At 63.5% G+C, this 25,547-nt stretch carries 29 protein-coding genes; 17 read left to right on the top strand and 12 right to left on the bottom strand.

All coding sequences use genetic code 11. The annotated features are described in order from the left end of the window. Positions 1-152 precede the first annotated feature (152 nt). Positions 153-503 (top strand): response regulator, encoded by a 351-nt coding sequence (locus tag VA602_RS21010; RefSeq protein WP_063544790.1) that lies wholly within the window; start codon positions 153-155, stop codon positions 501-503. A gap of 8 nt (positions 504-511) precedes the next feature. Here the strand turns inward: VA602_RS21010 and cobF are convergent, their stop codons facing one another. Together cobF and VA602_RS21000 are read right to left on the bottom strand one after the other, a co-directional pair. Continuing rightward, positions 512-1,261 carry a precorrin-6A synthase (deacetylating) gene (gene cobF, locus VA602_RS21005; RefSeq protein ID WP_323454218.1) on the bottom strand — a complete coding sequence of 250 codons (750 nt, stop codon included), beginning with the start codon at positions 1,259-1,261 and terminating at the stop codon, positions 512-514. Between the two features lie 65 nt (positions 1,262-1,326). Further along, positions 1,327-2,616, bottom strand: coding sequence for an OprD family porin (locus tag VA602_RS21000; protein WP_323454217.1), 1,290 nt, complete (start codon positions 2,614-2,616; stop codon positions 1,327-1,329). Between the two features lie 353 nt (positions 2,617-2,969). On the opposite strand from VA602_RS21000, the gene VA602_RS20995 reads away from it, so the two are divergent. The 3 genes from VA602_RS20995 to VA602_RS20985 all read left to right on the top strand — a co-directional run bounded on the left by VA602_RS20995 (position 2,970) and on the right by VA602_RS20985 (position 4,434). Then, entirely contained in the window at positions 2,970-3,338 is a 369-nt protein-coding gene (locus VA602_RS20995) for a histone-like nucleoid-structuring protein, MvaT/MvaU family (RefSeq protein WP_197889625.1), read from the top strand. Positions 3,339-3,565: 227 nt separating this feature from the next. After that, the gene (gene gloA / locus VA602_RS20990; RefSeq protein WP_153773538.1) at positions 3,566-4,093 is read left to right on the top strand and encodes a lactoylglutathione lyase; all 528 of its coding nucleotides are present in this window, start codon (positions 3,566-3,568) and stop codon (positions 4,091-4,093) included. 98 nt (positions 4,094-4,191) lie between these two features. Next, positions 4,192-4,434 carry a hypothetical protein gene (locus VA602_RS20985; protein ID WP_054891269.1) on the top strand — a complete coding sequence of 81 codons (243 nt, stop codon included), beginning with the start codon at positions 4,192-4,194 and terminating at the stop codon, positions 4,432-4,434. 42 nt (positions 4,435-4,476) lie between these two features. Here the strand turns inward: VA602_RS20985 and VA602_RS20980 are convergent, their stop codons facing one another. Beyond that, on the bottom strand, positions 4,477-5,298 hold the full coding sequence (locus tag VA602_RS20980; protein WP_323454216.1) for a shikimate 5-dehydrogenase: 822 nt from the start codon (positions 5,296-5,298) through the stop codon (positions 4,477-4,479). Positions 5,299-5,459: 161 nt separating this feature from the next. On the opposite strand from VA602_RS20980, the gene VA602_RS20975 reads away from it, so the two are divergent. The 3 genes from VA602_RS20975 (at position 5,460) to pbpG (ending at position 7,285) form a co-directional block, all read left to right on the top strand. After that, a complete protein-coding gene (locus VA602_RS20975) occupies positions 5,460-5,798 on the top strand; it encodes a hypothetical protein (RefSeq protein WP_323454215.1) in 339 nt (112 codons plus the stop codon). A gap of 105 nt (positions 5,799-5,903) precedes the next feature. After that, positions 5,904-6,086: a hypothetical protein gene (locus tag VA602_RS20970; protein WP_054891266.1), complete on the top strand. Its 183-nt coding sequence runs from the start codon at positions 5,904-5,906 to the stop codon at positions 6,084-6,086. Between the two features lie 272 nt (positions 6,087-6,358). Then, the gene (gene pbpG / locus VA602_RS20965) at positions 6,359-7,285 is read left to right on the top strand and encodes a D-alanyl-D-alanine endopeptidase (RefSeq protein WP_153773534.1); all 927 of its coding nucleotides are present in this window, start codon (positions 6,359-6,361) and stop codon (positions 7,283-7,285) included. A 47-nt stretch (positions 7,286-7,332) separates the two neighbouring features. On the opposite strand, the gene VA602_RS20960 is transcribed toward pbpG, so the two are convergent. Further along, positions 7,333-7,764, bottom strand: a complete 432-nt coding sequence (locus VA602_RS20960) for a hypothetical protein (protein ID WP_323454214.1) — start codon at positions 7,762-7,764, stop codon at positions 7,333-7,335. Positions 7,765-7,829: 65 nt separating this feature from the next. After that, positions 7,830-8,531, bottom strand: a complete 702-nt coding sequence (locus tag VA602_RS20955) for an NrtR DNA-binding winged helix domain-containing protein (RefSeq protein ID WP_323454213.1) — start codon at positions 8,529-8,531, stop codon at positions 7,830-7,832. 135 nt (positions 8,532-8,666) lie between these two features. On the opposite strand from VA602_RS20955, the gene VA602_RS20950 reads away from it, so the two are divergent. The 4 genes from VA602_RS20950 (at position 8,667) to VA602_RS20935 (ending at position 12,882) form a co-directional block, all read left to right on the top strand. After that, positions 8,667-9,317 (top strand): nicotinamidase, encoded by a 651-nt coding sequence (locus tag VA602_RS20950; protein WP_112898154.1) that lies wholly within the window; start codon positions 8,667-8,669, stop codon positions 9,315-9,317. Beyond that, positions 9,314-10,516 carry a nicotinate phosphoribosyltransferase gene (gene pncB, locus VA602_RS20945; RefSeq protein WP_054891261.1) on the top strand — a complete coding sequence of 401 codons (1,203 nt, stop codon included), beginning with the start codon at positions 9,314-9,316 and terminating at the stop codon, positions 10,514-10,516. Before VA602_RS20950 ends, pncB begins: the two co-directional genes overlap by 4 nt. Positions 10,517-10,637: 121 nt before the next feature. Next, the gene (gene ppnN, locus VA602_RS20940; RefSeq protein WP_054925383.1) at positions 10,638-12,011 is read left to right on the top strand and encodes a nucleotide 5'-monophosphate nucleosidase PpnN; all 1,374 of its coding nucleotides are present in this window, start codon (positions 10,638-10,640) and stop codon (positions 12,009-12,011) included. A gap of 244 nt (positions 12,012-12,255) precedes the next feature. Next, a complete protein-coding gene (locus VA602_RS20935) occupies positions 12,256-12,882 on the top strand; it encodes a TIGR04211 family SH3 domain-containing protein (protein ID WP_054895397.1) in 627 nt (208 codons plus the stop codon). Between the two features lie 5 nt (positions 12,883-12,887). Here VA602_RS20935 and VA602_RS20930 read toward each other — a convergent pair whose 3' ends face one another. Continuing rightward, positions 12,888-13,808, bottom strand: a complete 921-nt coding sequence (locus VA602_RS20930) for a LysR family transcriptional regulator (RefSeq protein WP_323454212.1) — start codon at positions 13,806-13,808, stop codon at positions 12,888-12,890. 123 nt (positions 13,809-13,931) lie between these two features. Here VA602_RS20930 and VA602_RS20925 point away from each other — a divergent pair, with 123 nt between their 5' ends. Beyond that, entirely contained in the window at positions 13,932-14,666 is a 735-nt protein-coding gene (locus VA602_RS20925; RefSeq protein WP_323454211.1) for an SDR family NAD(P)-dependent oxidoreductase, read from the top strand. Positions 14,667-14,684: 18 nt separating this feature from the next. Continuing rightward, a complete protein-coding gene (locus VA602_RS20920) occupies positions 14,685-14,891 on the top strand; it encodes a tautomerase family protein (RefSeq protein WP_054895394.1) in 207 nt (68 codons plus the stop codon). An 87-nt stretch (positions 14,892-14,978) separates the two neighbouring features. On the opposite strand, the gene VA602_RS20915 is transcribed toward VA602_RS20920, so the two are convergent. Then, positions 14,979-15,860 (bottom strand): LysR family transcriptional regulator, encoded by an 882-nt coding sequence (locus VA602_RS20915; protein ID WP_063544776.1) that lies wholly within the window; start codon positions 15,858-15,860, stop codon positions 14,979-14,981. 130 nt (positions 15,861-15,990) lie between these two features. Between VA602_RS20915 and argC the strand changes: the two genes are divergently transcribed. Continuing rightward, positions 15,991-16,926 (top strand): N-acetyl-gamma-glutamyl-phosphate reductase, encoded by a 936-nt coding sequence (gene argC / locus VA602_RS20910; protein ID WP_063544774.1) that lies wholly within the window; start codon positions 15,991-15,993, stop codon positions 16,924-16,926. A gap of 84 nt (positions 16,927-17,010) precedes the next feature. Next, positions 17,011-17,697 carry a GNAT family N-acetyltransferase gene (locus VA602_RS20905; RefSeq protein WP_063544772.1) on the top strand — a complete coding sequence of 229 codons (687 nt, stop codon included), beginning with the start codon at positions 17,011-17,013 and terminating at the stop codon, positions 17,695-17,697. A 60-nt stretch (positions 17,698-17,757) separates the two neighbouring features. Here the strand turns inward: VA602_RS20905 and VA602_RS20900 are convergent, their stop codons facing one another. From VA602_RS20900 to VA602_RS20890, 3 genes are all read right to left on the bottom strand, one after another. Next, positions 17,758-19,077, bottom strand: a complete 1,320-nt coding sequence (locus tag VA602_RS20900) for an LLM class flavin-dependent oxidoreductase (protein WP_054895390.1) — start codon at positions 19,075-19,077, stop codon at positions 17,758-17,760. Between the two features lie 9 nt (positions 19,078-19,086). After that, positions 19,087-20,040 (bottom strand): ABC transporter substrate-binding protein, encoded by a 954-nt coding sequence (locus tag VA602_RS20895; protein WP_323454210.1) that lies wholly within the window; start codon positions 20,038-20,040, stop codon positions 19,087-19,089. A 75-nt stretch (positions 20,041-20,115) separates the two neighbouring features. After that, complete coding sequence (locus tag VA602_RS20890; RefSeq protein ID WP_323454209.1) at positions 20,116-21,186, bottom strand: LLM class flavin-dependent oxidoreductase; 1,071 nt, start codon at positions 21,184-21,186, stop codon at positions 20,116-20,118. Positions 21,187-21,445: 259 nt separating this feature from the next. Between VA602_RS20890 and VA602_RS20885 the strand changes: the two genes are divergently transcribed. Next, positions 21,446-22,054 carry a cysteine dioxygenase family protein gene (locus tag VA602_RS20885; protein ID WP_054895387.1) on the top strand — a complete coding sequence of 203 codons (609 nt, stop codon included), beginning with the start codon at positions 21,446-21,448 and terminating at the stop codon, positions 22,052-22,054. Further along, on the top strand, positions 22,051-23,634 hold the full coding sequence (locus VA602_RS20880; protein ID WP_323454208.1) for a rhodanese-related sulfurtransferase: 1,584 nt from the start codon (positions 22,051-22,053) through the stop codon (positions 23,632-23,634). The genes VA602_RS20885 and VA602_RS20880 overlap by 4 nt, the downstream gene beginning before the upstream one ends. Positions 23,635-23,665: 31 nt before the next feature. Here the strand turns inward: VA602_RS20880 and VA602_RS20875 are convergent, their stop codons facing one another. Beyond that, positions 23,666-24,574 carry a LysR family transcriptional regulator gene (locus VA602_RS20875; protein WP_063544762.1) on the bottom strand — a complete coding sequence of 303 codons (909 nt, stop codon included), beginning with the start codon at positions 24,572-24,574 and terminating at the stop codon, positions 23,666-23,668. Next, a complete protein-coding gene (locus tag VA602_RS20870) occupies positions 24,571-25,536 on the bottom strand; it encodes a GlxA family transcriptional regulator (protein WP_323454207.1) in 966 nt (321 codons plus the stop codon). The genes VA602_RS20875 and VA602_RS20870 overlap by 4 nt, the downstream gene beginning before the upstream one ends. Between the last annotated feature and the right edge of the window lie 11 nt (positions 25,537-25,547).

The raw sequence follows: 25,547 nt of genomic DNA, 5'->3' as shown, positions 1-25,547 counted from the left end.
TTGCCTGATCTGGCAGGGCATTTAGCCAGTATTTGAAGCTCTCCGCAGCCAATCGTTCCATCCGATTGCAGGGGCCGCTATCCTGACGGAACTTCTGCCTGTGCAACAGGCACAGAGTAAAGACATTTCCCTTACGTGACAGGATTCAAACCATGCACCTTCTGGTAGTCGAAGACGACGACATCGTTCGTATGCTGATGGTCGACGTGCTCGACGAATTGGGCTACACCACCATCGAGGCGCAGGACGCCACCACAGCCTTGAGGATTCTCGAGGATGGCACGCAACCCCTGTCGCTGCTGATGACCGATGTCGGCCTTCCCGACATGCGCGGCGAAGCGCTGGCCGCCAAAGCCCGGGAAATCCGGCCGCTGCTGCCGGTGCTGTTCGCCAGTGGCTACGCCGAGAACGTCAATGTCCCCGAGGGCATGCACCTGATCGGCAAGCCATTCAGCATCGACCAACTGCGCGATAAGGTCGTGGAAATCCTCGGGACGCCCTGACGCGGGCCTCACCCCTCACGGCGCAACAGGTAGGTATCCATGATCCAGCCCTTGCGCCGCCGCGCGTCCTCGCGCACTTGCACGATCTGTGTCTTGACCTCCACCAGCTTGCCCGCCACCAGGATCTCGTCTGCCGTTCCCAGATAAGCCCCCCAGTAGATCGTCAGACCCGGGTCGTCCAGCGCGGTGAACGCGCACTGTCCATCGAGCATGACCACGACGTTGTCGATCACTGCCTGCTCGGCCAGGCGCCGCGCCGGCAGTACGATCAGGGGTTCGCCAATGCGGTTCAGCGCGATCCGGTGTCGCGCGGCCAAGGCCTGGACACTGCTGATCCCAGGGATGATTTCAAGCTGCAGCGCCACCCCGCGCTCGCGCACCAGGTCAAGAATGCGCAAGGTGCTGTCATACAGCCCCGGCTCGCCCCACAACAGGAAGGCGCCGATATCGTCGTCCGCCAGTTCATCCTCGAGCATGCGGGCGTACAGGGCTGCGCGCGCGCGGTGCCAGTCCTGCACCGCACCGACATAGTCCTGGTGCTGCCCGTCCCGCCGCGGATCCTCCAGTTGCACCAGGCGATACCCACCCTCAGGGACATAGCGCTCGAGCATGAGTTTGCGCAGTTGCAACAGCTCATGCTTGTCGCCACCTTTATCGAGCACGAAGAACACCGTGGCGCGGCGCAACGCGTCGACGGCCTCGAAAGTGACCTGACGGGGGTCGCCCGGGCCTATACCGATCAACAGAAGTTGCTTCATGGCATTGCCTCGCTACCCGTACCGCCGTTCATTGTTCATCGCCCAGGGGTATTTGGCAAAGTGCTTCAGAACACCGAGAAGTTGTAACTGACGATGACCCGTGTCTCGTCCATGTCACGCGCCCATCGTTCGTAGTTGCTGCGATAAGTGGAGTTGCGCAGACGCACGCTGAGATCTTTGAAGGTGCCGCTCTGGACCTGGTACTTGAGTTCGCTGTCACGCTCCCATTCCTTGCCTTGGGCGCTGCTGCCCGGCACCTGGATATGATCACCGTTGATATAGCGAGTGAAGAAGCTCAAGCCAGGAATGCCCAACGCCTTGAAATCGTAGTCATACCGCAATTGCCAGGAACGCTCATCGGCGGCTGCGAAGTCGTTGACCTGAGCGTAATTGACCAGATAAGGGTTGCTGCCATCCAGATAAGGCATGGCGCTGTCGCCATACATGCGTTGCCAGCCGGCACTGAACTTGTGCCCGCCCAGGCTGTAGCCGAGCATGCCGCTTAACGCCCGATGCTCGATCTCACCGGCGCGCGCGTTGCCGATATCGTCGCTCTTGATCAGGCGCACGTCCGCAGAAAGCGCGCCCACCGCCAAAGGTTGCGCGGCGACCAGCCCGAGGAAGTGCTGGCGGTAGATATTCTCGAGCTTCGACACCTGGTACTGGACACTGAGGCGATCATTGACGCGGTAATCGACGCCCGCCAGATCGAAGTGGTCGGCCTGGATATCGCAGGCGTAACGCTTGTTCTTGCAGTGCACGCGAATATCCTGGCGATCACTGGAGTCTCGCGCGGTGTACTTGTCCAGACGGGCCACGGTGAACTTCAGGTCGCGCAACTCTTCGGACGTCAGCATTGCACCATGGAACAGGGTGGGCAGTAGACGACCATCGTTGTACTTGAGCAGCGGCACGTCCGGCATCATCGCGCCATAACGCAGTACCGTCCAGGACACCTTCATCTTTGCCGCCACGCCCAGCTTGGCGTATTGATCGGCAGAATGGCGCGGGTCATGCCCACTTGAGGGCAGCAGACCACTGTTGCTGTCGGCGGAGCTGGAATCGAGCTTGAAACCTAGCATGCCCAGCGCATCGACACCGAACCCGAGCGTGCCGTCGGTGTAGCCGGAACGGACATCGAGAATGAAACCCTGCGCCCATTCCTCGCGCTTGGAAGCACCCTGGGCGGAACTGCTGTGGCCGTCACGAAAGTCCCGGTTGAAATAGACATTGCGCGCCTCGACCTTGGCGTGACTGTCTTCGAAAAAACCATCGGCCTGCGCACCGGCTGCCGCGCACAACAAGGACAGGCCGGCAATACTGCGGCCAGGGGCGATAGGAAAGGGAGAGCACATGCAGGGGAACATCCAGAAGAGGCGAGAAACATGCCGATGCACTATCGGGCACACATGCCGCGAGGCACTCGACATTAAACGAAGACGACGCGCCATTTTCACGCGGGCGTTCTAGTCGGGCCATTGGACCATGGTATGAACGCTGTTGCAGAGGCCTGGAAAGCGCACTGAGTTTGCGGTTCGTGACGCCCAGAAAGTTCCTTACTTGCCGCTAAAAGTTTGAGGTTTACCGAACACTGGGCCACGTCTACACTCTTGTTCAGCGAACAGTTTCACCCATCCGCGTGGCCGGCGTTTATTACTGTTGCATGTTCGTCACGCCATGCCACGGCCGACTGACAGGAGTGATGAAAGTGTCCAGACTTGCAGAGTTTCGTGCGGCCGAAAAAGCACTTCAGGAGCAAATCGCGCAACTGGAGACAATGAAAAAGGACGCCAGCCTTAAACGCGAGATCGAATTCGAGCAGAAACTACTTGGGCTGATGAAAAGCTATGACAAGGGCTTGCGTGACATTGTCGCGATCCTCGACCCCAAGGGCGTGAAAGCCAGCGCGAAAACCTCGACCAGCCCCGTCAAGCAGCAACGCCGTCCGCGCGTGGTCAAGGTCTACGAGAACCCGCACACCGGCGAGCTGATCGAGACCAAGGGTGGCAACCACCGTGGCCTGAAAGCGTGGAAGGAACAGTACGGTGCGGCCACGGTGGAATCCTGGGTACGCTGATGAAACATCCACGCCTGCTTCACAGTTTTTTCACATCGGCTGGGCGAGTATCGAACCAGCTAAAGGACTAGCGACCCCATCACGCGCCCGCACATGCGGGCCTCTAATTCCAGCGCCCTGCCTTCGTGCAGGGCGCTTTCATTTGCGCAATCGCTTCACTGCCGTATCATGGCCGTCCTGTTTTCACCGTCGGCGCGGTCTGCGCCGGCCTTGTCTCTGGAGCCCCCATGAGCCTGAACGATCTGCAAACCCTGCCCGGCGTCACCGCCCAGCCCGACACCGCCACCGCAAAATTCGTCTTCAATCACACCATGCTGCGGGTCAAGGATATCGAGAAGTCGCTGGACTTCTACACCCGCGTGCTGGGCTTTCGCTTGGTAGACAAGCGCGATTTCCCCGAAGCGAAGTTCAGCCTGTACTTCCTGGCCCTGGTCGACCCGACGCAGATTCCTGCCGATGACGCCGCGCGTCACCAGTGGATGAAATCCATTCCGGGCGTGCTGGAGCTGACCCACAACCACGGCACCGAGAGCGATGCCGAGTTCGCCTACCACAACGGCAACACCGATCCGCGCGGCTTTGGTCACATCTGCATCTCGGTGCCGGACGTACGTGAGGCCTGTGCACGCTTCGAAGCGCTGGAGGTGCCCTTCCAGAAACGCCTGCAGGATGGCCGCATGAACCACCTGGCGTTCGTCAAGGACCCGGATGGCTATTGGGTCGAAGTCATCCAGCCGACCGAACTGAAGGGCTGACCGACGCAGGTCACGCTCGTCGGGGCCGGGAACTTCCGGCCCCTCGCTGTGGTACATAGAGGTGAGCGCTTCCAAACCAGCACAGCGAGGTAAGGACGATGCAAACCCTTCACTGTGAGTACCGTGAGCACACCATCACCGCCAGTGTGATGCCCCACCCCGATTCTCCCCTGCCCTACGCCGCCGGCTGTCTGATCACCGATCCCGAAGGCCATACCAGCAGACGCCTGTCGATGCCGATGAAGTTCTTCTCCGACCTGGAAAACGCCCAGCACGTTTCCCTGGCGCACGGCCGCGCCCTGGTGGACGAGCGACTGGACAAAGGGCAGAAGGTGTTCTGAGCGCACTGAAGCCATCACGGGGATTCCCGTGATGGCGACCGTTCAGGCTTCACGGGCGTAAGCGACCGCTGCCTCCACCTGCTCCACGGTCGGTCTGATGCCGGTGTACAGCACGAACTGCTCCAGCGCCTGCAACGCAATCACGTCGAGCCCAGTGATTACCGGCTTGCCCAGCTCCTGGGCAAGAACGATCAGCGGGGTCATGGCCGGCATGGCCACCACGTCAAATACGAGTTGCGCAGCATCGACCGCCTCACGTGGGAAGGCCAGCGCCTGCGCCTGCGGCCCGCCGGCCATGCCAATGGGGGTCACGTTGACCAGCATCGGCGGACACAGGTCGCCCAGCTCGCGCTGCCAGCGATACCCACAGGTATCTGCCAGTTGCCGCCCGGCCTGCTCGTTGCGGGCAATGATCAGGCCCTCGCTGAAACCGGCGTCACGCAGCGCACTGGCCACCGCTTTGGCCATGCCGCCACTGCCGCGCAAGGCAAAGGCGGTGGCCGGATCGACCTGGTGCAACTCCAGCAGTTGGCGCACCGCCAGGTAATCGGTGTTGTAGGCCTTCAAGTGACCGTTGGTGTTGACCAGCGTGTTCACCGACTCGATGGCTGCCGCGGAGGGATCGATCTCGTCCACCAGGGCCATGCACGCCTCTTTGTAGGGCATGGACACACCGCATCCGCGGATACCCAGGGCGCGGATGCCACCCACTGCCGCAGGCAGGTCCTGGGTGGTCATGGCCTTGTAGTAATAGTCCAGCCCCAACTGTTGATAGAGGTGGTTGTGGAAACGCACGCCGAAAGTCCCCGGACGTCCGGCAAGGGAAATGCACAGTGTCGTGTCCCTGCTGGGTGCAATCGCCATATCTGCTCCTGTCGTTGATGACTGAATCGTTTCTGCGAGCGTACCAGACCTGACCGTCAATCGCCCCTTACACAACCTTTACCTTGCACCTGTGCTCTCTTTACCGATTTCGCGGTCTTATTGATAAGCCCCAAGTGTGGGGTTATCGCGAGGATTCATTCATGAACCGTCTCATCCCCGGAATCGCCCTGCTGGTCGGCGCACTGGCCGTCAGCGGGCAAGCAGCCGCCCATGGCGGCGGTTGGGGCCCAGGCCCTGTACTCGGTGCAGCCGTGGTCGGTGCCGTGGTCGGGGCAGCAGTATCCGGCGGCCATGACCGTACCGTCTATGTGGAGCATCAACCGGCCTATTATCCGCCGCCCCCGGTCTATGTGCAGGCGCCACCGCCGCCGGTGTATTACCAGCCCTATGTCGTCGAGCGCTATGTACCCGCGCCGCCGCCAGTGTATCGCCGCTACTACGGCCCGCCGCCGGTGTACTACGGCCCGCCGCGCTGGTGACCTGCTCTTAACGTTGAAAAAAGTAATGACCACTATCGAGCAAGTTGATTTCAAACAGCGTCGGCTGCTGCGTAAGGTAGGGCCATGTTTCACAGGAGGTCCAACATGGCCACTATCCACATCATGTCTGTCGTCGGCAGTGCTGTCCCTGCTCCCTTGCGCGCTCAAGGCCTGCTGGCCTGCTGGTACCTGATGCGCAACGGCGAGCCCGTCAGCGGCCCTCTGGATTCCCGCGCCAAGGCCCAGGCCATGGCCGAACAGCTGCAGGCCGGCACCCTTACCGCCTGACCACCGTTTTTGTTGACCGTTTCATGTGTTGTGCGTTGCTCCTTACGCTTCTTTCTGCCCGCCTCTGGCGGGCTTTTTTTCGCCTGTGCAAAAGCGCGGGGACCATTTGTCGCAACAGGCGGGAAAAACCGATACAGCATGAAGGTTTTTTCATTTCGACGCTGGGCCTGGACGAGCAATCGACAGCCGCTGAGCCATACTCCACAATGCAGCGGTTTTCGGGGGAAACCCTTGCACAGCCAACGACATACCAACTATTAGTGAGCCTCAACGTGAAAACTTCCCTGTCCATCCTCAGCCTGCTGCTGGCGCTCACAGGAACCGCGATCCTTCCGTCGACCGCTGCTGCACAATCCCCGGCCCAGGCACAACGCGATCCTTCCAAACTGCACCTGGCTTCCGGCAGCGCCTTGCTGATCGACCTGAATACCAACAAAGAGCTGTACTCCAGCCACGCCGACCGCGTGGTGCCCATCGCCTCGGTCACCAAGCTGATGACCGCCATGGTAGTGCTCGACGCCAAGCTGCCGATGGACGAGATGCTCACCATGACCATCGCCAACAACCCTGACCTCAAGGGTGTCTTTTCCCGCGTACGCCCCGGCAGCGAGCTGAACCGCCGCGAGACCCTGCTGATTACCCTGATGTCGTCGGAGAACCGCGCGGCCAACACCCTGGCCAACCACTATCCCGGCGGCTATGGCGCGTTCATCAAGGCGATGAACGCCAAGGCCCGCAGCCTGGGCATGACCCAGACCCGCTACGTCGAGCCGACTGGCCTGTCGACGCACAACGTCTCCACTGCCCATGACCTGGCCAAGCTGCTGATCGCCTCGCGCAACTACCCGATGCTCAGCGAGCTCTCGACCACCCGCGAGAAGACCGTAGCCTTCCGCAAACCCAATTACACCTTGGGCTTTCGCAACACCGATCATCTGGTGAACAAGAGCAACTGGGATATCAAGCTGACCAAGACCGGCTTCACCAACGAGGCGGGGCACTGCCTGGTACTGCTGACCAGGATGGACAACCGCCCGGTGGCGATGGTGATTCTCGACGCTTACGGCAAGTTCACCCACTTCGCCGATGCCGGGCGCCTGCGTCAATGGCTGGAAACCGGCTCGGCCAAGGCCGCGCCGGCGGTGGCGATGCAGTACAAGTCAGACCGCCAGAACCGCTCGCGCGTGGCGTCCGAGTAAGTCACCAGGTTCAGGGCGGCCCGTTGCGGTCCGCCCTGCCCTCACCCTCAGGCAATGGTGCTGATCAAGTTGCCGGAGCTACTGCTGTTCAGCTTGCTCAAGGCCTGCAGCAACTGCGCGGTCGCCTGCTGGATCTGACCGCTGATGGTCGCGATCTGCGACTGGACACCCGCCACCGCAGCCAGCTTGGCCTTCTCGTCCATCGGTTGCGCCTGAACCTCGGACAGCCGCTTCTGGGCGTCGGCCAGTTGCTTCTGCATTTGCTTGATCAGCTCACGCAACTGGCGGATGTGTGACGGCTCGCTGCTGTTGTCGCTGCTCTTGGCCTTGTCGGCCTTGTCAGACGGTGCCGGCATGGCGACCTGGGCGCCGCCAGCCGCGCTGCTGCTCTTTTCAGTGTCGCTGGCCTGGGCGGCCGTCTGCAGCGCAGACGACTGCCCATTCACGCCGGTGACATTGACACTTGTGATCCCTACCATTTCCCTTCTCCGCAAGGATTTTGACCTGACCGCTGTATCGGCCGCCAAACGCCATGCTTGAGCCTTCATGCTTCCGGCAACAGGCTGCGCTCGAACAGAAAGGGACCCACGCCTTGCGGCAGGTGCTCGTAAAGCTGTTGCGGCCGGCCCAGTCGCGGCTGATTGCGTTCGCCTGTATCACGCACCCAGCCTGCCTCCCTCAGACGCTCCAGGCGCTTGCGCAACGACGTGTTGTTCACCGGCCGCCCCAGGCACGCCTGCGCCGCACTCAACGCATCGAGCACCGTGAAACGCGTCGGCAGCAAGTACAGCGGCAGGCTGCTGTACAGGCTCTTGGCCGCCAGCCGCTCGCAGGTGCGCTGCACCAGCAGCCCATGATCGAACGGCAACAGCACTTTGCGGGTCGACAGACTGTCGAGGTCGAAAAAGGCCAATTGCTCTGCCTCGATGGACTGCGCCGGGTCGAGCAATGCCAGGTAGTAGGTACTCAACGACCACCCGCGCGGATCACGAAAAGCGTTGCCTTCCGTACCGACCTGCTCCATGTGCCGAGGCAGAGCCTGTGCCTTCTCTCGCAGCGCCCGCTCGGCCGCCGCATCCAGGCTATTGTCCGGTGTGCTGCCGTTGACGATGACACCCGGCAAGGCCCACTGGCCGCGATGCGGCTCTCGCTCGCGGCGGTGCAACAACACCTGCAACCCCTGCAAGTCCGGGGCAAGGCGCAATGCAACGATGTCCACGCTGGCCAAGACTTCAACTGCACTCATGTCGACTCCTTGTTCAATACGTCATATTCCACCAGGTGTTTTTTGTGATGCAAGCCCTAATCCCGAAAAAAGGCTGCTTGACACACTTATAATACCAGGTGAAATATATAGGCATTCCAGTGGAGGAACCTCCTGATGAAGATCGCCAGTTTCGACGTCGATGCCCAGAACGGCTTTACCGCTAACGCCCCGCAGGAGCTACCGGTACCCGGCGGCCACCTGATTGCACCGGCGCTCAATGCCATGGCCCGTCGTGCCGACCTGCGCCTGGGCAGCAAGGATGCTCACCCTGCCAATGCCGCCTGGGTGGTGAGCGATGCCGCACAGATGCTTCAGCCACTGGCATTGACCAACGCCGACCTCACCTGGGTCAGCCACTGCGTGCCCGGCACACCCGGTTTCGAACTGCTGCCCGGCCTGCCTGCCCCGATCGATTACGACTATTTCGTCTGGAAAGGCGTGGAGCCTGACCTGCACCCCTACGGCGCCTGCTACCACGACCTGGCCGAGCACCGCTCCACCGGGGTCATCGAGTACCTCAAGGTTCACGCCGTCGAGGTCGTGCTGGTCGGCGGCCTGGCTTTGGATTACTGCGTGCGCACCACCGCGCTGCAACTGAACCGCGCCGGATTCCAGGTGCTGCTCTACCTACCGGCCTGCCGAGCACTGAGCGACGCCGGCGCCCAAGCTGCCTGCAGCGAGCTGGCTGCCGCCGGGGTAGTACTGTGCGCCAATGAGGAAGAGCTGGACCGCCAGCTCGCATTGTTCAAGGAGCCCCGCCCATGAGCGACGACGTTTTTGCCCCACGGATCATCCAGAACCTGCTGGATACCGACTTCTACAAGATCACCATGATGCAGGCGGTGCTGCACAACTACCCCAACGCCGAGGTGGAGTGGGAGCTGCGCTGCCGCAACGACGAAGACCTGTCGCCCTACCTTGCCGAAATCCGCTACCAGATCGAACAGTTGGCCGAGGTCTCGGTGACCCACGACCAGCTCGCCTACCTGGAAAAAATCCCCTTCATCAAGCCGGACTTCATCCGTTTCCTCAGCCTGTTTCGCTTCAACCTGCGTTATGTCCAGGTCGGACTGGACGATGCCGGGCAACTGGCGATCCGTATTCGCGGCCCCTGGCTGCACGTGATCCTCTATGAAATCCCGTTACTGGCAATCATTTGCGAGGTGCGTAATCGCTACCGCTATCGCGAAGTGACGATGGCACAGGTGGGCGAGCGCCTGTACCAGAAACTCGACTGGCTCAAGGCGCACGCCAGCAGCGATGAGCTGGCGGGCTTCCAGCTCGCTGACTTCGGTACCCGCCGACGCTTCTCCTATCCCGTACAGGATCAGGTGGTGCATATCCTCAAACGCGACTTCCCCGGGCGTTTCGTCGGCACCAGCAATGTCCACCTGGCCCGAGAATACGAACTCAAACCCATCGGTACCATGGCTCACGAATGGTTCATGGCCCACCAGCAGCTCGGCCCGCGCCTGGTCGATAGCCAGGTCGCAGCGCTGGAGTGCTGGGTGCGTGAATACCGAGGGTTGCTCGGCATCGCCCTGACCGACTGCATCGGCATGGACGCCTTCGTGAAGGACTTCGACCTGTATTTCGGCAAGCTCTTCGATGGCCTTCGCCACGACTCCGGCGATCCACTGGCCTGGGCGGAAAAAGCCATCGCCCACTATGAGCGCCTGGGCATCGACCCGCTGAGCAAGACCTTGATCTTCTCCGACGGCCTGGATTTCGCCAAGGCACTGCAGCTCTACCGCGCGCTGCACGGGCGGATCAACGTCAGCTTCGGCATTGGCACCAACTTGACCTGTGACATTCCTGGGGTGACGCCGATGAACGTGGTGATCAAGATGACCGCCTGCAACGGAGCCCCTGTCGCGAAGATCTCCGACAGCCCTGGCAAGACGCAGTGTCGGGACGAAAATTTCGTCGCCTACCTGCGCCATGTGTTCAAGGTCCCCGCCTGAGCCATCGTGCACTGGCAATTGCCCAAGCGCCGAATCTTTGCCTCTCCCCCTCGTTGCCGCGTGCAATTGTCGGTATGGTGTTGTCAAAGAAGGATGTTTTACCCGCACAGGAAAGACTTAGATGCCCCAACGCAATGTCATCAACGCCTCCGTCAGCCCCAAAGGCAGCCTGGAGACGCTGTCGCAACGTGAAGTCCAGCAACTGAGCGAAGTCGGTACCGGCAGTCTCTACACCCTGTTTCGCCAGTGCGCCCTGGCTATCCTCAACACCGGCGCCCATGTCGACAATGCCAAGACCATCCTTGAGGCCTACAAGGACTTCGAGGTCCGCATCCACCAGCAAGATCGCGGCGTGCGCCTGGAATTGCTCAATGCCCCGGCCGATGCCTTCGTCGATGGCGAAATGATCGCCAGCACCCGCGAAATGCTGTTCAGCGCCCTGCGTGACATCGTCTACACCGAAAGCGAGCTGGCCAGCCAACGCATCGACCTGGAAAGCTCCCAGGGCATCACCGACTACGTATTCCACCTGCTGCGCAACGCACGCACCCTGCGTCCGGGCGTGGAGCCGAAGATGGTGGTGTGCTGGGGCGGTCACTCGATCAGCAGCGAGGAATACCAGTACACCAAGAAAGTCGGCCATGAACTGGGCCTGCGCAAGCTGGACGTCTGCACCGGCTGCGGCCCGGGCGTCATGAAGGGCCCGATGAAGGGCGCCACCATCGCTCACGCCAAGCAGCGCATGCACGGCAGCCGCTACCTGGGCCTGACCGAACCGGGCATCATCGCTGCCGAGGCGCCGAACCCCATCGTCAACGAGCTGGTGATCCTGCCGGATATCGAGAAACGTCTGGAGGCCTTTGTCCGCGTCGGCCACGGCATCATCATCTTCCCCGGAGGCGCAGGCACGGCCGAGGAATTCCTGTACCTGCTCGGCATCCTCATGCACCCGGACAACCATGACCTGCCCTTCCCGGTCATTCTCACCGGCCCGCGCAGCGCCGAGCCGTTCCTGCAGCAACTGCATGCCTTTGTCGGTGCCACCCTTGGCGAAGCGGCGCAGCGCCACTACCAGATCATCATCGACGACCCGGCCGAAGTGGCCCGGCATATGGTCGAGGGGCTCAAGACGGTCAAGCAGTTCCGTCGCGAGCGCAACGACGCCTTCCACTTCAACTGGCTGCTGAAGATCGACGGTGGCTTCCAGCACCCGTTCGACCCGACTCACCAGAACATGGCCGATCTTGCCCTGCGTCGCGACCTGCCGCCCCATGAGCTGGCCGCCAACCTGCGTCGGGCGTTCTCGGGAATCGTCGCCGGCAACGTCAAGGACAAGGGCATTCGCCTGATCGAGGAGCATGGCCCGTACCAGATCCGCGGCGACCAGGCGATCCTCGACCCGTTGGGCAGGCTGTTGCAGGCCTTTGTCGACCAGCACCGGATGAAACTGCCCGGCGGCGCGGCCTACGTACCGTGCTACCAGGTCGTGACCTGACTGCGGTCGCGGCTCCAGCGCCAATCTGCGCGGATCAATCGCAGCGGTGAACTGCCACTGCGATTGATCCGCGCACGCGTCACCCCATCAGCAAACCTGTTACCTGCAATATCTTGCAGACAATTCCCCCCCAAAGCAGTGAACCTGCCTACAAAAAAACGGTCTTTCGCTGACGGTCAATCCACCGACCGCTTCACGGCCCAGTCACCGGGCCTCCAACCGTACTGTTTCAGCGAAGACCACCATGCCCGAATTCCGCCGCGCCACCCTCGCCCTCGCCGCCCTGCTCGCCACTGCCCCGTCCATCCACGCCGAAGAATCCTCCAGCGACGCACGCTGGGTCAGCGACAGCCTGAGCACGTATGTGCGCAGCGGCCCGACCGATGGCCATCGCATCGTCGGCACGCTCAAATCCGGGCAGAAGGTGTCGTTGATCGGCACCCAGGGCAACTACAGCCAGGTTCGCGGCCAAAGTGGCGATCTGGTGTGGATTCTTACCAGCGACCTGCAGACGGTCCCTGGCCAGAACGAACGCCTGCCGCAACTCGATGCCCAGGTCGCAGACCTGTCCGGCCAGCTCAAGACCATCGACGACAGCTGGAAGACGCGCGTGCAAGGCATGCAGGAAACCCTGGATTCGCGCAAGGCGCTGATCGACGAGCTGGAGTCGCGCAACAAGGCCCTCAACGAACAGCTCGAGCAGTCGCAGTCGAGCCTGCGCGACACCCAGGCACGCCTGGGCGACGAGAACAAGCAGGTGATGATGCGGTACATGGTCTACGGCGGCAGCATCGCCGGCGCCGGCTTGCTGGCCGGTCTGATCCTGCCGGCGCTGACCCGCGGGCGCAAACGCAACGACCGCTGGTTCTGAAGCCCTCAGCTGGCGGGTAACTGCCCGCCCGCCACCAGAAAGTCGATGAACAGCCGCACCCGCAGCGGCATGTGCCGCGCCTGCGGATAGATCAAGGTGAATGGCCGCGCCGTGCCACCGAAAGCCGGTAGTACTTCGACCAGCTCACCGCTGTCCAGGGCGTCCTGCACGGTGAAGCGGTACGCCTGCATCAGGCCGGCGCCATGTCGCGCGAGGGTGGCGGTGGCGAGAAAGTCGCCCAGGCAGGTGATCGAGCCGCCGACCTCGATCTCCACCAGGCCACCGTCACGGCGAAAGGTCCAGGGCGCACTGCGTCCGCTGCTGGGGATCTCGAACAGGATGCACTCGTGCCGCGCCAGGTCTTCCGGTACCTGCGGATGGCCTGTTCGCGCCAGGTAGCCCGGGGTGCCCACCACCACCAGCTCGGCGTTTTCCAGGCGCCGTGCCACCAGCCGCGAATCGGCAGGCTCGCGTCCGCGAATGGCCAGGTCGAACTGCTCCTCGGCGAAATCGACATTGCGATTGCTGACATGCACGTCCACCTGCACTAGCGGGTAGCGCTCGCGAAAACGCGGCAGCCACGGCAACAGACGGTGATGGGCGTAAGGCGTCGGCGCACTGACCCGCAGGCGTCCACGCGGCTCAATCTGGCCACCTGAAACTTCACGCTCGGCCTCCACCAGTTGCCCAAGCGCCAGACGGCACTGTTGGTAGTACACCTGCCCGGCATCGGACAAGCGCATCTGCCGCGTAGTACGCACGAACAACCGTACACCCAGGCGTTCTTCCAGGCGCGCCACCGAGCGGCTGACCGCCGCGGGCGTGACCCCGGCCTCGGTGGCGGCGGCAGTGAAGCTGCCAGTATCGGCAGCCAGGCAGAACAGCTCGAGGCTGCCCAGTTGAAGATCATCGAAATGGCGGGTCATGATGGCTCTATTGATTACATGAGGTATCGATTGAAATGCCATCCGCCTTATTTTTCAACTTCAGATGAGGTCTTAGAGTGGCTCCACCCACGAACCAGCCGGTTCGCTTATCTGGAGACCACCATGAGCACTGCTAGAACCATCGTCATCACCGGCGCATCCAGCGGCTTGGGCTTTGCCCTCGCCAAGGCCTTTATCGAACGGGGCGACAACGTGGTCGGCAACGCCCGCACCCAGGCCCGCCTCGATCAGGCCGCCATCGAGCTGGGCAACCCGGCAGCCTTCGTCGGCGTCGCTGGCGACATCGCCGACGCCAGTACCGCACAACGCCTGTTCGATACGGCGCTGCAGGTGTTCGGCCGCGTCGATATCCTGGTCAACAATGCCGGGATCTTCATTCCCAAACCGTTCACCGACTACACCGAGCAGGACATCGACGCGCTGTTTGCCACCAACCTCAAGGGCTTCATCTACCCCTCCCAGGCCGCAGCGAAGATCATGAGCGCCCAAGGCCATGGACACATCGTTGCGATCACCGCCTCGGTCGCCATGCAGCCTAACGTGCGGGTACCCGCAGCGCTGCCGATCCTCGTCAAGGGTGGCCTGAACCAGGCGGTCAAGGGCCTGGCGCTGGAACTGGCCGGTAGCGGCGTACAGGTAAACGCCGTGGCTCCGGGGATCATCGAGACGCCCCTGCACAACAACGACGTCGCAGGCCTGGGTATCTTGTCGCCGAGCGGGCGCACCGGCAAGCCGCAGGACATCGTCGATGCCGTGCTATACCTGACCGACGCACGTTTCGTCAGCGGCGTCGTACTTCCAGTAGACGGCGGCAGTACCGCCGGTACCTGGCACTGAAAACCCAAGGAGCCTGCCATGCCATACGTTCATATCCGTGTGACCGAAGAAGGGGTCACTGCCGAGCACAAGCGTCTGTTGATCGAAGGCACCACCGAACTGCTGCAACGGGTGCTGAACAAACCGCCAGCGAGTACCTTCGTGGTGATCGAGGAAGTGCCCACCGACAATTGGGGAGTGGGTGGTGAGACGATAACGGCGGTGCGCAAGCGCGAGCGGGGTTGACCCACATCATCGCCGTGGTCTTTTGGCGGGCAAGCCTGCCCAAGGACCACGGCGGTGCATGCCCGTGTTGGCAGTCGACACAGACGGTCATTGCCGCAACCGTTCCAACGCCTCCAGCACATGCCCCGTGGCCCGCTCCACCTCACCTTCGCGGCAAGCGATTCCCAGCGCACGCCACAACCCCGGTCGCAACGGGCGTCGAGCGATGCGCCGATCCAGCTCAGGCGCCTCCCCCTCCTGGGGCAGCAATGTCGCGCCATACCCCGCAGCCACCAGGCTCTTGATCGCATCGTTGTAGTTCAACTCGATGCGCGCCTCCGGGTACAGCCCGGCCGCCGCGAACCAATCGCTGGTCACCCGCGAAAGCTGCGTGCTGCTGTCGTTGAGAATCAGCGCGCGCTGCCCGAGCCAGGCCGGTGTGACCCGCGCCGGAGGCTGCCAGTCGGCAGGCAGGTAGGCCATGATCGGGTCGCGTCGCCAGGGGGTGAGTTTCACCCCCTTCACTGCCACCTGCGGCAGCGCCACCAGGCCGATGTCCAGGCTCCCCTCACGCACACGCGCCAGTGATGCTTGCGACGTGAGCACCTGAACCTGCACATCGATCCCCGGATGCTCACTGCGCAGGGCCGCCAATGCACTGGGCAACAGATGAGCGATGGCGCCAGTGGAGGCGCCCAGGCGCACCCGCCCGGTCAGCCCGGCCACCTGGCGTTGCACTTCATCCAGCGCCTGGTCGGCATCGGCCAGCAGCCGACGGGCACGCGCCAGCAGGGTTTCTCCGACCACCGTGGGCCGAACCTGCCCGCGGGTACGGGTAAGCAGCGCAGCCCCCACCCTCGCTTCAAGTTCGGCGACATGCAGGCTGATGGTCGGTGGTGCCAGGTTCAACTGGCGAGCGGCCTCGGCGAAAGAGCCAAGGTCGGCGATCACCACCAGTGTGCGCAGGCGGTCGAGGCTGATTTCTCGCAGGGTGCTGCTCCTTGTCCTGTTGGACGTCGTGATTCATTTAATCTGAACATCGTCGTCATGATATTCAAATTTTCTTCAGATCAAACAACAGCGAGGATACACCCACTTCCTTCCTGAACGGATCCCCACCATGCACCAGCCCCTGATATTCATCGACGGCGACCAGGGCACCACCGGCCTGCAGATCCACGCCCGCCTGCACGGTCGCAGCGACCTTCGCCTGCTGACCCTGCCCGAGACCGAGCGCAAGGACCCGCAGCGCCGCCGCGAGGCCATCAACAGCGCCGATATCGCCCTGCTCTGCCTGCCCGACGCGGCCGCACGCGAGGCCGTGGCGACGATTCACAACCCGGCAGTACGGGTGATCGACGCCAGCTCTGCGCACCGCACCACCCCAGGATGGGTCTACGGCTTGCCGGAGCTGGACGAGCAGCAGGCCGAACGCATCGCCCAGGCCACACGGGTCAGCAATCCCGGTTGCTACCCGACCGGTGCCATCGCCCTGCTGCGTCCGCTGGTGCGCGCCGGCCTGCTGCCTGCGGACTACCCGCTGAGCGTGCATGCCATTTCCGGCTACTCCGGTGGTGGTCGGGCTGCGGTCGAGCGTCATGAGCAGTCGGGTGGCGATCCTGCCCCGGCGCTGCAGCTCTACGGCCTGGAGTTGGCGCACAAGCATGTCCCGGAGATCCAGGCCCATGCTGGCCTGAGCGCACGCCCGGTGTTCCTGCCAGGCTATGGCGACTATCGCCAGGGCATCGTGCTGAGCATCCCGCTGCAGTTGCGCCTACTGTCGCCGGGCGTCACCGCCGAGCATCTGCAGGCCTGTCTCGAACAGCACTACCAGGGCGCGCGCCATGTCCAGGTAATGCCCCTGCACCAGCAAGGCCCAGCGACACCCTTGGACCCGCAGGCGCTGAACGACAGCAACGACCTGCGCCTGGCACTGTATGCCAACCCCGAGCACGGGCAAGTCCTGCTGACGGCCGTGTTCGACAACCTGGGCAAGGGCGCTTCGGGTGCCGCAGTGCAGAACCTCGACCTGATGCTGGCAGCGATGCGCCAGTGAGGCCAAGCCGGTAAAAGCGGTTAGACTGTGCACCCCGCGTCATTCAGGCGCGGGGTGAGTTCAACCGCCGGAGCCTGTCCCCCGATGTTCATCCTGAGCCGCCTCGACGGCGTGCCGCCCGAGTCCTTCCAGAACCAGATCCGCCAGCTGGTGATCGAACATGTCGGCGCGCTGAGCAGCGTCGCCATCACCGCAGACAACCCGCTGTATCCGCTGTACCAGTACGGTGTCGGACTGGAAGTCCACCAATACCTGCAGGCCCTGGACGGCACTCGTGGCCTGGCCGTGGAGCTGGTCCTGGCACTGGACGCCGACGCCCCGGACCAACTGCTGGGTTTCGCCCTCGCCTTGCCCGCCCAGGATGACGCACACGCCTGCGTTCTGGCGTTTCTCGCCGTATCCCCTGCCCATCGTCGCCAGGGCATCGCCCGCGGACTGCTGACAGACCTGCGGGCACGCTACCGTTGCGTGGAGATGAGCGCGTTCGCCCACGCCGTGCCCTGGTTCGAAGCCATGGGCCTGCAGGTCGTGAGCGCCACCGGGCCGCAGGTGCTGATGAGCAGCACCGGCAAGGCCAGCGGCGCGCTGGTCGGACGCTTGGACATCGCGCCCATCTACCAGACCCTGGAAGTGCGCCAGATTCACGCCTACCTGCTCAAGCAGCATGGCGAAGAGGCGATGATCGACGCCGAACGCCAGCGCGATGAGCACCTTGACGAACTGGCGTTGCAGGCCCAGGCCTGCGTGGCGATGCGCAAGCGCGTGCATTGAGCCGAAATCGGTCGCCGCTCGCGGAAATGGCCTGTGATGCCATCGCCGCAGCGGCGACACTCAATCTGCGAAGCGCGGTATGGCCAGCCCCAGGCTCTCCCTCAGGGTCGTCCCTTCGTACGCCGTTCGGTAGACCCCTCGTTCCTGCAGCAACGGCACTACCTCCTGGGTAAAGCGGCGGAACTGCTCCGGATGCCCGATGTAGATATTGAAGCCATCCAGCGCCCGCGCTTCGAACCAGTCGGCCATCTTCGCCGCCACCGTCTGCGCCGAGCCCACGAAGGCACCCGGGCGTAGCTGGCGGCCGAACTCCACCGCCTGGCGCAGGCTGAAGCCCTTGTCCCGGGCCTGGTCGGCGATGCGCTTGGCATTGGTGAAGAAGCTGCTGCGGGCAAACTCAAGGCTCTGCTGCGGAAACGGCGCATCGAGGTCGTACTGGCTAAAATCGTGCCAACCGAAGTTACGCCCGAACTCCTTCAACGCCAGCTCGAAGCTGTGATCGGCCTGATGATAGTGACGCTCGATCTCACGGGCATGCTCGTCGGTGTCACCCACGTAGATCTCGGCGCCCGGCAGCACCAGCACCTGCTCAGGGTCACGCCCCAGGCGTGCGGCGCGAGCCTTCACGTCGCGGTAGAACGCCTGGCCCTGCTCGACGCTTGCAGCGTGGGTGAAGATCACGTCCGCCGTGGCCGCCCCCAGGTCACGCCCCTGCTCGGAATCCCCGGCCTGGAAGATCACCGGCTGGCCCTGGGGTGAGCGCTGGATGTTCAACGGGCCGACCACCGAGAAGTGCTCACCCTTGTGGTTGAGGGTGTGCAGCTTGGCGGGGTCGAGGAAGCGCCCGCTCTGGCGATCCCGCGGGAAGGCATCGTCTTCATAGGAATGCCAGAGTTTCTGCACCACCTCGACATGCTCATGGGCGCGACTGTAGCGGGTGTCGTAGTCGTAATGCTCGTCCAGCCCATAGTTGCCAGCGGTACCGGCATCGCCGCTGGTGACCACGTTCCAGCCGGCACGCCCCTTGCTGATCAGGTCCAGCGACGCCAGGCGCCGAGCGACGTTGAACGGCGCGTTGTAGGAGGTGGTCAGGGTGCCGACCAGGCCGATATGACGGGTGCTGACGGCCAATGCCGAGAGCAATGTCAGGGGTTCGAGGCGATTGAGGTAATGGGACGGCGAACCTGGCGTGATGAACTGGCTGTCGACGATGAAGATCAGGTCGAACAGCGCAGCTTCTGCCTGGCGGGCAATATCGATGTACCAGTCGATGTTGACGCTGGCGTCGGCAGGCAACGCCGGGTCCAGCCACAGGTTGTGTCGCCCTGGGCCGCCGCAGCCCATGGTCAGGGCACCCAGTTTGATCTGTCGTTTGCTCATGCCGGGGCCTCAGTGCTGGGTAACGGCGCTGTCCTGCAGCGCCGCCGAGAAGGAAGTGTCGAACAGACTTGCAGCCGGATAGCCCTTGATCAGGCCGATTCCGGCAAAGAAGTCCACGGTCTTCTGTGCATCGGTGATCACCTGTGCGTTGAGTGGTGCCAGGTCGGTGCGGGCGCGGGCGAACCAGGCGCGGGCGATGTCGCCGTCGGCACGGGTACGCTTGGCCCAGGCGTCGGCGTACGCTTCGGTGTGCGCCGGATCGCTCAGGGTCCATTGACGCGCCGTTTTCAGGCGCTCGAGGAAGTCGGCGATCTGCGCACGCTTTTCCTGCACGGCCTTGGCATTGGCGACCACGAAACTCTGCGCTGGGATGATGCCTTCGGCGGTGGCCAGCACCCGTGCACCCTGGCGCTCCTGCTGGGTGACATAGGGCTCCCAGGTGGCGATCACGTCGACCGATCCGCCATCCAGCGCGTGGGAGGCGTCCAGGGCGCTGAGGTAGCGCAGCTCCAGTGCGTCGCGGGGGACGCCGGCCTTGTCGAGGGCGCTGAACAGCAGTTGCTGGCTCCAGGAACCTTTCCAGATCGCCGCGCGCTTGCCCTTGAGGTCGGCCAGGCTGTGGATGTCGGAATCCTTGCGCGCGAGGATCGCCACGCCCTCGAGGTTCTGCCGCGACACCGCCACCACCTTGATCGGCGCACCGAGTGCGCCAAGGAACAACGGTGGCGCATCCCCCAACAGGCCCAGATCGAGACTGCCGACATTGAGTGCCTCGGCCACTGGAGAGCCGGCAGTGAACTGCTTCCATTCCAGGGTGTAGGGCAAATCTTCAAGCACACCGGCCGCTTCCATCACGGCACGGGCGTTGTAGCTCTGGTCGCCGACCACCAGGGTCTGCGCAGCCGCCGCAAGGCTGATCGAGGTGGCCAGCACACCGGCGGCCAGTTGTTTGAGATAACGCACGTTCGTCTCCAGATGCCACATCGGGCAAGTCAGGGCGATCCGCGCGTGCGGTCTCGTCGCGTGTAACAGTGAATATCAGGCGTTGCGCGCTGCCACCTTGGCGCGGGTCAACGGGATCAGTTCGCGGCCATAGTCTTCGGCGTCGGCCAAAGGGTCGAAGCCGCGAATGAGGAAGCTGGTCACGCCCAGGTCGTAATAGGCCAGCAAGGCATCGGCGACCTGCTCGGCGGTCCCCACCAGCGCCGTGGAGTTGTGACCGCCGCCCACCAGCGCAGCGATGCCGGTCCACAGGCGTTCGTCGACCCGCTCCCCCTTGGCCACGGTGTCGCGCAGGCGCTGGGCGCCCACGCTCTGCGGCTTGTTGGCGATCACCGGCCCTGCCTGCTCGAGGCGCTGACGAGCCTGACCCAGAATGCCCTCGGCCTTGGCCCAGGCCGCCTCCTCGGTGGCGGCGATGATCGGCCGGAAGGACACACTGAACTGCACCTGGCGACCATGACGCGCAGCCTGCTCGCGCACGGCGGCGATGGTTTCGGCGGTTTGCTCCAGCGATTCGCCCCACAAGGCGTATACATCGGCGTGCTTGCCCGCCACCGCCAGGGCGGCAGGCGAGGAGCCGCCAAAATAGATGGGCAGATGCGGCTGCTGCAGCGGCTTGATCGCCGAAAACGCCCCCGCGGCCTGGTAATGGTTGCCGTCATGGTCGAACGGCGTGTCATGGGTCCAGACCTTGCGCACCACATCGAGGAATTCATCGGTGCGGGCATAGCGCTGGTCATGGGCCAGGTGGTCGCCGTCCTTGCGCTGCTCGATGTCGCTGCCGCCACTGATGATGTGCACCGCCAGGCGCCCGTCGAGCAGGTGTTCGAGGGTCGCCAGCTTGCGTGCGGCCAGGGTCGGTGCAACGAAACCCGGACGGTGCGCCAGCAGGAAATGAATACGCGAGGTGGCAAGCCCTGCCAGGGCAGTCACCAGGAAACTGTCCGGCTGGTCCGACCAATAACCGACCAGGATGCGATCGAACCCGGCCTGCTCATGGGCCTGGGCAAAACGGGTGATGTAGTCCTTGTCGAAGACGGGCCCGCTGGGGGCCAGGATCTCCGATGACAGGCGATGGCCGATCATGCCGATGAATTGAACGCTCATTGCAGGTGCCCCAAGGTCAGAAATGTTTTTTATAGCGTTTGAATCTAAATGCCCACTGACTTATACGCTAACCACTTGATCACACCCTGTGAAATTCGTTTTAGGCATAACCTAATGCATTCAAAATGCAGAACTTGCAGATAATGTCTCATCATCAGTAAATGCTAAATTTGCATATTAGCTTATGAATAATTTGAATTTTGAGAATATTCAGGCAGTTGCTAGGGTTTGCCCATGACCGTCAGCCCGAGCCTGAACCATGAGCCAGACACCGCGCCTCGAGCGCCTGCGCCACTTCATTGGCGAACTCTCCGACCTGCTGGACCGCCACCCCGACGAAGCCACCCTGCTCGATCAGGGCCACACCCTGCTGCACAGCCTGGTCGCCCATGACGACTGGTTGCCCGAAGCCCTTGCCCAGCCGGACCCCGCCCGCTACCAGCAATACCTGCTGCATTGCGATTCGCGCCAGCGCTTCTCGGTGGTCAGCTTCGTCTGGGGCCCAGGCCAGAGCACGCCGATCCATGACCACCGTGTCTGGGGGTTGATCGGCATGTTGCGCGGTGCCGAGTACGCCCAAGGCTTCACCCGCGACGCCCATGGCGCCCTGGTGGCGCAGGGCGAGCGGCTGCGGATCGACCCTGGCCACGTGGAAGCGGTGTCACCGCGCATCGGCGATATCCATCAGGTCAGCAACGCCTTCGACGACCGGGTCTCGATCAGCATCCATGTCTACGGCGCCAACATCGGTGCGGTCAGCCGCGCCGTCTACCTGCCCGACGGTAGCGAGAAGCCATTCATCTCCGGTTATTCCAACTCCAGCCTGCCCAACATCTGGGACCTGTCCAAAGAGAACCCTGCCCCATGACCCGCCTCAGCACACGCAGTTTCCATGACATTCGCTCCGCCCTGCTGGCCCAGGAAGAAGTCGCCCTGATCGACCTGCGCGAGGAAGACCCCTTCGCCCAGGCGCATCCGCTGTTCGCGGCCAACATCCCGCTCTCGAAGCTGGAACTGGAAATCTTCGCCCGCGTGCCACGCCGTGACACTGCCATCACCGTCTATGACGATGGCGAGGGGCTGTCGACCATCGCTGTCGAGCGTCTGCAGGCGCTGGGCTATAGCGATGTGGCAGTGCTCGAGGGTGGACTTGGCGGCTGGCGCGATGCTGGCGGCGAGCTGTTTCGCGACGTCAACGTACCCAGCAAAGCGTTCGGCGAGCTGGTGGAGAGTGTGCGCCACACCCCCTCGCTGGCCGCCGAAGAGGTCCAGGCCCTGCTCGACAGCCAGGCCGACGTGGTGGTGCTCGACGCCCGGCGCTTCGACGAATACCAGACCATGAGCATTCCCGGAGGCATCAGCGTGCCTGGCGCCGAACTGGTGCTGCGCGTCGCCGAACTGGCACCCGATCCGGCGACCCGGGTGATCGTCAACTGCGCAGGGCGCACCCGCAGCATCATCGGCACACAATCGCTGGTCAACGCCGGCATCCCCAACCCGGTGGCGGCGCTGCGCAACGGTACCATCGGCTGGACACTGGCCGGTCAACAACTGGCCCACGGCCAGGCGCAGCGCTTCGCCGAGGTCGGCGACAGCGCCCGCAGCAGCGCTGCCGAGCGCGCCCGCGCCGTTGCCGACCGGGCCGGAGTGCAACGCCTGGACCGTCAAGGTCTGGCCACCTGGCAGGCAGAGACTGCGCGCACCACCTATCTGTTCGACGTGCGCACACCCGAGGAATACGTTGCCGGTCACCTGCCCAACAGCCGCTCCACGCCCGGTGGCCAGCTGGTGCAGGAAACCGATCACAACGCCAGCGTACGCGGCGCTCGCATCGTGCTGGTCGATGACGACGGCGTGCGTGCCAACATGAGCGCTTCGTGGCTCGCGCAGATGGGCTGGGAAGTGGCGGTGCTCGACGGTCTGAGCAAGGCCGACTTCAGCGAAACCGGCGAGTGGCAGGCACCCCGCCCGGCACTTGCGCGCAATACCGAGATCGACGTCGAGCAATTGCAGACCTGGCTGGCCGAGGAAGGCACCGTCTTGCTGGACTTCACCGCCAGCGCCAATTACGTCAAGCGCCACATCCCGGGCGCTTATTGGGCGATCCGCGCGCAGTTGCCCGAGACCCTGGAGCGCCTGCCCAAGGCCGAGCGCTACGTGCTGACCTGCGGCAGCAGCCTGCTGGCAAGCTTTGCCGCCACCGACCTGCAAGTCCTGACGCGCACACCGGTCTATCTGCTGGCAGGCGGCACGGCAAGCTGGATCGCCGCCGGCAAACCCCTGGAATCAGGTGAAACGCGCCTGGCAGCGGAGCGTACCGACCGCTATCGCCGGCCATACGAAGGGACCGACAACCCGCGCGAAGCCATGCAAGGCTACCTCGACTGGGAGTTTGGTCTGATCGCGCAACTCGAGCGCGATGGCACCCACGGCTTCAAGGTGCTGTGACCTGAAGCGCAACGGCTGCAGGCGTATCCGCTCACGCGAGATAGGCCTGCAGCCGTTGCGCCAGAAACCCATGCAAGCGCCGCACTGCCGGGCTCAGCGACTGTCGGTGCGCGCACACCAGCTGCAGTGGCGCCGCCTGCCCTGCATGGTCCGCCAGCAACTCCACCAACCTTCCGGCGCGGATGTCCTCGAGCACATCCAGGCGCGACTTGTAGACCACACCAAGCCCCGCCACCGCCCAGCGTCGCACGATATCGGCATCGTCGCTGCAGCGATCGCCACTGACCAGCACCGTGCTCGTTGCCCCTGCATCCTCAAAACTCCAGCGATCGTGGGTCTGCTCCCCCATCACATAACGCAGGCAGTTGTGCCCGGCCAGCGCCTGCGGAGTCTGCGGCGCGCCATGCCGAGCGATGTAGGACGGTGCCGCGCACAACGTGCGGCGGTTATCGGCGGCCAGCGGCAAGGCCACCAGGCTGGAATCCCCCAGCAGCCCATAGCGGATGCTGGCATCCAGTTGCTCGCCAAACAGATCGGCCACCTGGTCGCTGACTCGCAGGCGCATGTCGAGTCGTGGATATTCGGCCTGAAACTCCGTCAGCCAGGGCAACAGCAGGTTGCGCCCCAGGTCCGACGGCATCGACAGACGCAATGGCCCCGCCAGTTCGGCGCGTGCCTGCTCCAGCGCCATTTCGCCATCGACCAGCGCGTCCAGGGCCTGACGCGCGTGGGGCAGATAGCGCTCGCCATCGTCCGACAGGCGCAGCCGGCGTGTCGAACGCACCAACAGACGAATCCCCAGGCTGTGCTCCAGGCGCTGCAACGCGGCGCTGGCCAGGGCTGGCGAGATGTCCAGCTGTCGCGCTGCTGCTGAAAGCCCACCGGCCTCGACAGTGGTGACAAACACCTGCAGGTCGTCCATGCGTACCCGTTTCTTCATGCCACGACTCCTTCACGCCCCACGCGCCGTGCATCACGACGTATCGCCTGGGGCGGAATGCCGAACCCGCGTACAAAGGCCTCGCGCAAATGCCGACGGTCGCGAAATCCTGTCTCGCGCGCCACCACCTCCAGGCTGTGCCGACTTTGTTCGATCATCAGCCGCGCCGCCTCCAGGCGCAGGCCCTCGATGGCCCGCGCCGGCGATTGCCCGGTTTCGGCACTGAACACGCGGCTGAACTGGCGCGGGCTCAGGTGCGCAACCTCAGCCAGTTCCTCGACGCTCAGCGGCCGCTGCAGGTGCTGGCGAGCGTAGTCGAGCACACTCTGCATGCGGTCGGTGCGCGGTGCCAGGTCGAGCAGCTGAGAATGTTGCGACTGGCCTCCCGAGCGGCGCTGGTGCATCACCAGCCGATGCGCAACGGCTCGTGCGAGCTCATGGCCGTGATCCTGCTCGAGCATGCCCAGGGCCATGTCGATACAGGCGGTCATGCCGGCGGACGTCCAGATGTTGCCATCGGCAATGAAGATGCGGTCGTCCTCTACCTGGATCGCCGGGTGTATCTGCCGCAGCTCCCGGGCGTAGGCCCAATGCGTGGTCGCCCGACGCCCGTCGAGCAGGCCGGCTGCCGCCAAGGTGAAGGCCCCCGTACAGATCCCGGCGGTACGCCGCGCTTGCTCGCCCAGCCGACGTACCAGGTCCACGCTGGCCATATCGGCAGGTGAGGCGATCGGCGACAACGTGCCCGCCACCAGCCAGGTGTCGGCATGCCCCGGCGTATCGACCGCCTGGGTCTGCAACTGCATGCCCAGCGACGACACCAGCCCACCGCCGGCCACGCTGTAGTTGCCCAAGGCGTAAAGACGCTTGCCCGTCAGCACATTGGCGAACTCGAATACCGACTGCGACGCCAGCGCCATGACCTGGAACCCTTCACACAACAGATAGCCGACCCGATGCATGGCCCACCTCG

Source organism: Pseudomonas machongensis (assembly GCF_034961125.1).
Lineage (GTDB): Bacteria > Pseudomonadota > Gammaproteobacteria > Pseudomonadales > Pseudomonadaceae > Aquipseudomonas > Aquipseudomonas machongensis.
Note: the sequence above shows the minus strand (reverse complement) of the source record. Positions and strands in the feature narration are given on the sequence as shown.

What these genes read in the sequence shown, in the direction of transcription:
- VA602_RS21010 (WP_063544790.1), top strand. Translation starts at nt 153, where the DNA reads ATGCACCTTCTGGTAGTCGAAGACGACGACATCGTTCGTATGCTGATG.
- cobF (WP_323454218.1), bottom strand. Translation starts at nt 1,261, where the DNA reads ATGAAGCAACTTCTGTTGATCGGTATAGGCCCGGGCGACCCCCGTCAG.
- VA602_RS21000 (WP_323454217.1), bottom strand. Translation starts at nt 2,616, where the DNA reads ATGTGCTCTCCCTTTCCTATCGCCCCTGGCCGCAGTATTGCCGGCCTG.
- gloA (WP_153773538.1), top strand. Translation starts at nt 3,566, where the DNA reads ATGAGCCTGAACGATCTGCAAACCCTGCCCGGCGTCACCGCCCAGCCC.
- VA602_RS20985 (WP_054891269.1), top strand. Translation starts at nt 4,192, where the DNA reads ATGCAAACCCTTCACTGTGAGTACCGTGAGCACACCATCACCGCCAGT.
- VA602_RS20980 (WP_323454216.1), bottom strand. Translation starts at nt 5,298, where the DNA reads ATGGCGATTGCACCCAGCAGGGACACGACACTGTGCATTTCCCTTGCC.
- VA602_RS20975 (WP_323454215.1), top strand. Translation starts at nt 5,460, where the DNA reads ATGAACCGTCTCATCCCCGGAATCGCCCTGCTGGTCGGCGCACTGGCC.
- VA602_RS20970 (WP_054891266.1), top strand. Translation starts at nt 5,904, where the DNA reads ATGGCCACTATCCACATCATGTCTGTCGTCGGCAGTGCTGTCCCTGCT.
- VA602_RS20960 (WP_323454214.1), bottom strand. Translation starts at nt 7,764, where the DNA reads ATGGTAGGGATCACAAGTGTCAATGTCACCGGCGTGAATGGGCAGTCG.
- VA602_RS20955 (WP_323454213.1), bottom strand. Translation starts at nt 8,531, where the DNA reads ATGAGTGCAGTTGAAGTCTTGGCCAGCGTGGACATCGTTGCATTGCGC.
- VA602_RS20950 (WP_112898154.1), top strand. Translation starts at nt 8,667, where the DNA reads ATGAAGATCGCCAGTTTCGACGTCGATGCCCAGAACGGCTTTACCGCT.
- pncB (WP_054891261.1), top strand. Translation starts at nt 9,314, where the DNA reads ATGAGCGACGACGTTTTTGCCCCACGGATCATCCAGAACCTGCTGGAT.
- ppnN (WP_054925383.1), top strand. Translation starts at nt 10,638, where the DNA reads ATGCCCCAACGCAATGTCATCAACGCCTCCGTCAGCCCCAAAGGCAGC.
- VA602_RS20935 (WP_054895397.1), top strand. Translation starts at nt 12,256, where the DNA reads ATGCCCGAATTCCGCCGCGCCACCCTCGCCCTCGCCGCCCTGCTCGCC.
- VA602_RS20930 (WP_323454212.1), bottom strand. Translation starts at nt 13,808, where the DNA reads ATGACCCGCCATTTCGATGATCTTCAACTGGGCAGCCTCGAGCTGTTC.
- VA602_RS20925 (WP_323454211.1), top strand. Translation starts at nt 13,932, where the DNA reads ATGAGCACTGCTAGAACCATCGTCATCACCGGCGCATCCAGCGGCTTG.
- VA602_RS20920 (WP_054895394.1), top strand. Translation starts at nt 14,685, where the DNA reads ATGCCATACGTTCATATCCGTGTGACCGAAGAAGGGGTCACTGCCGAG.
- argC (WP_063544774.1), top strand. Translation starts at nt 15,991, where the DNA reads ATGCACCAGCCCCTGATATTCATCGACGGCGACCAGGGCACCACCGGC.
- VA602_RS20905 (WP_063544772.1), top strand. Translation starts at nt 17,011, where the DNA reads ATGTTCATCCTGAGCCGCCTCGACGGCGTGCCGCCCGAGTCCTTCCAG.
- VA602_RS20900 (WP_054895390.1), bottom strand. Translation starts at nt 19,077, where the DNA reads ATGAGCAAACGACAGATCAAACTGGGTGCCCTGACCATGGGCTGCGGC.
- VA602_RS20890 (WP_323454209.1), bottom strand. Translation starts at nt 21,186, where the DNA reads ATGAGCGTTCAATTCATCGGCATGATCGGCCATCGCCTGTCATCGGAG.
- VA602_RS20885 (WP_054895387.1), top strand. Translation starts at nt 21,446, where the DNA reads ATGAGCCAGACACCGCGCCTCGAGCGCCTGCGCCACTTCATTGGCGAA.
- VA602_RS20880 (WP_323454208.1), top strand. Translation starts at nt 22,051, where the DNA reads ATGACCCGCCTCAGCACACGCAGTTTCCATGACATTCGCTCCGCCCTG.
- VA602_RS20875 (WP_063544762.1), bottom strand. Translation starts at nt 24,574, where the DNA reads ATGAAGAAACGGGTACGCATGGACGACCTGCAGGTGTTTGTCACCACT.
- VA602_RS20870 (WP_323454207.1), bottom strand. Translation starts at nt 25,536, where the DNA reads ATGCATCGGGTCGGCTATCTGTTGTGTGAAGGGTTCCAGGTCATGGCG.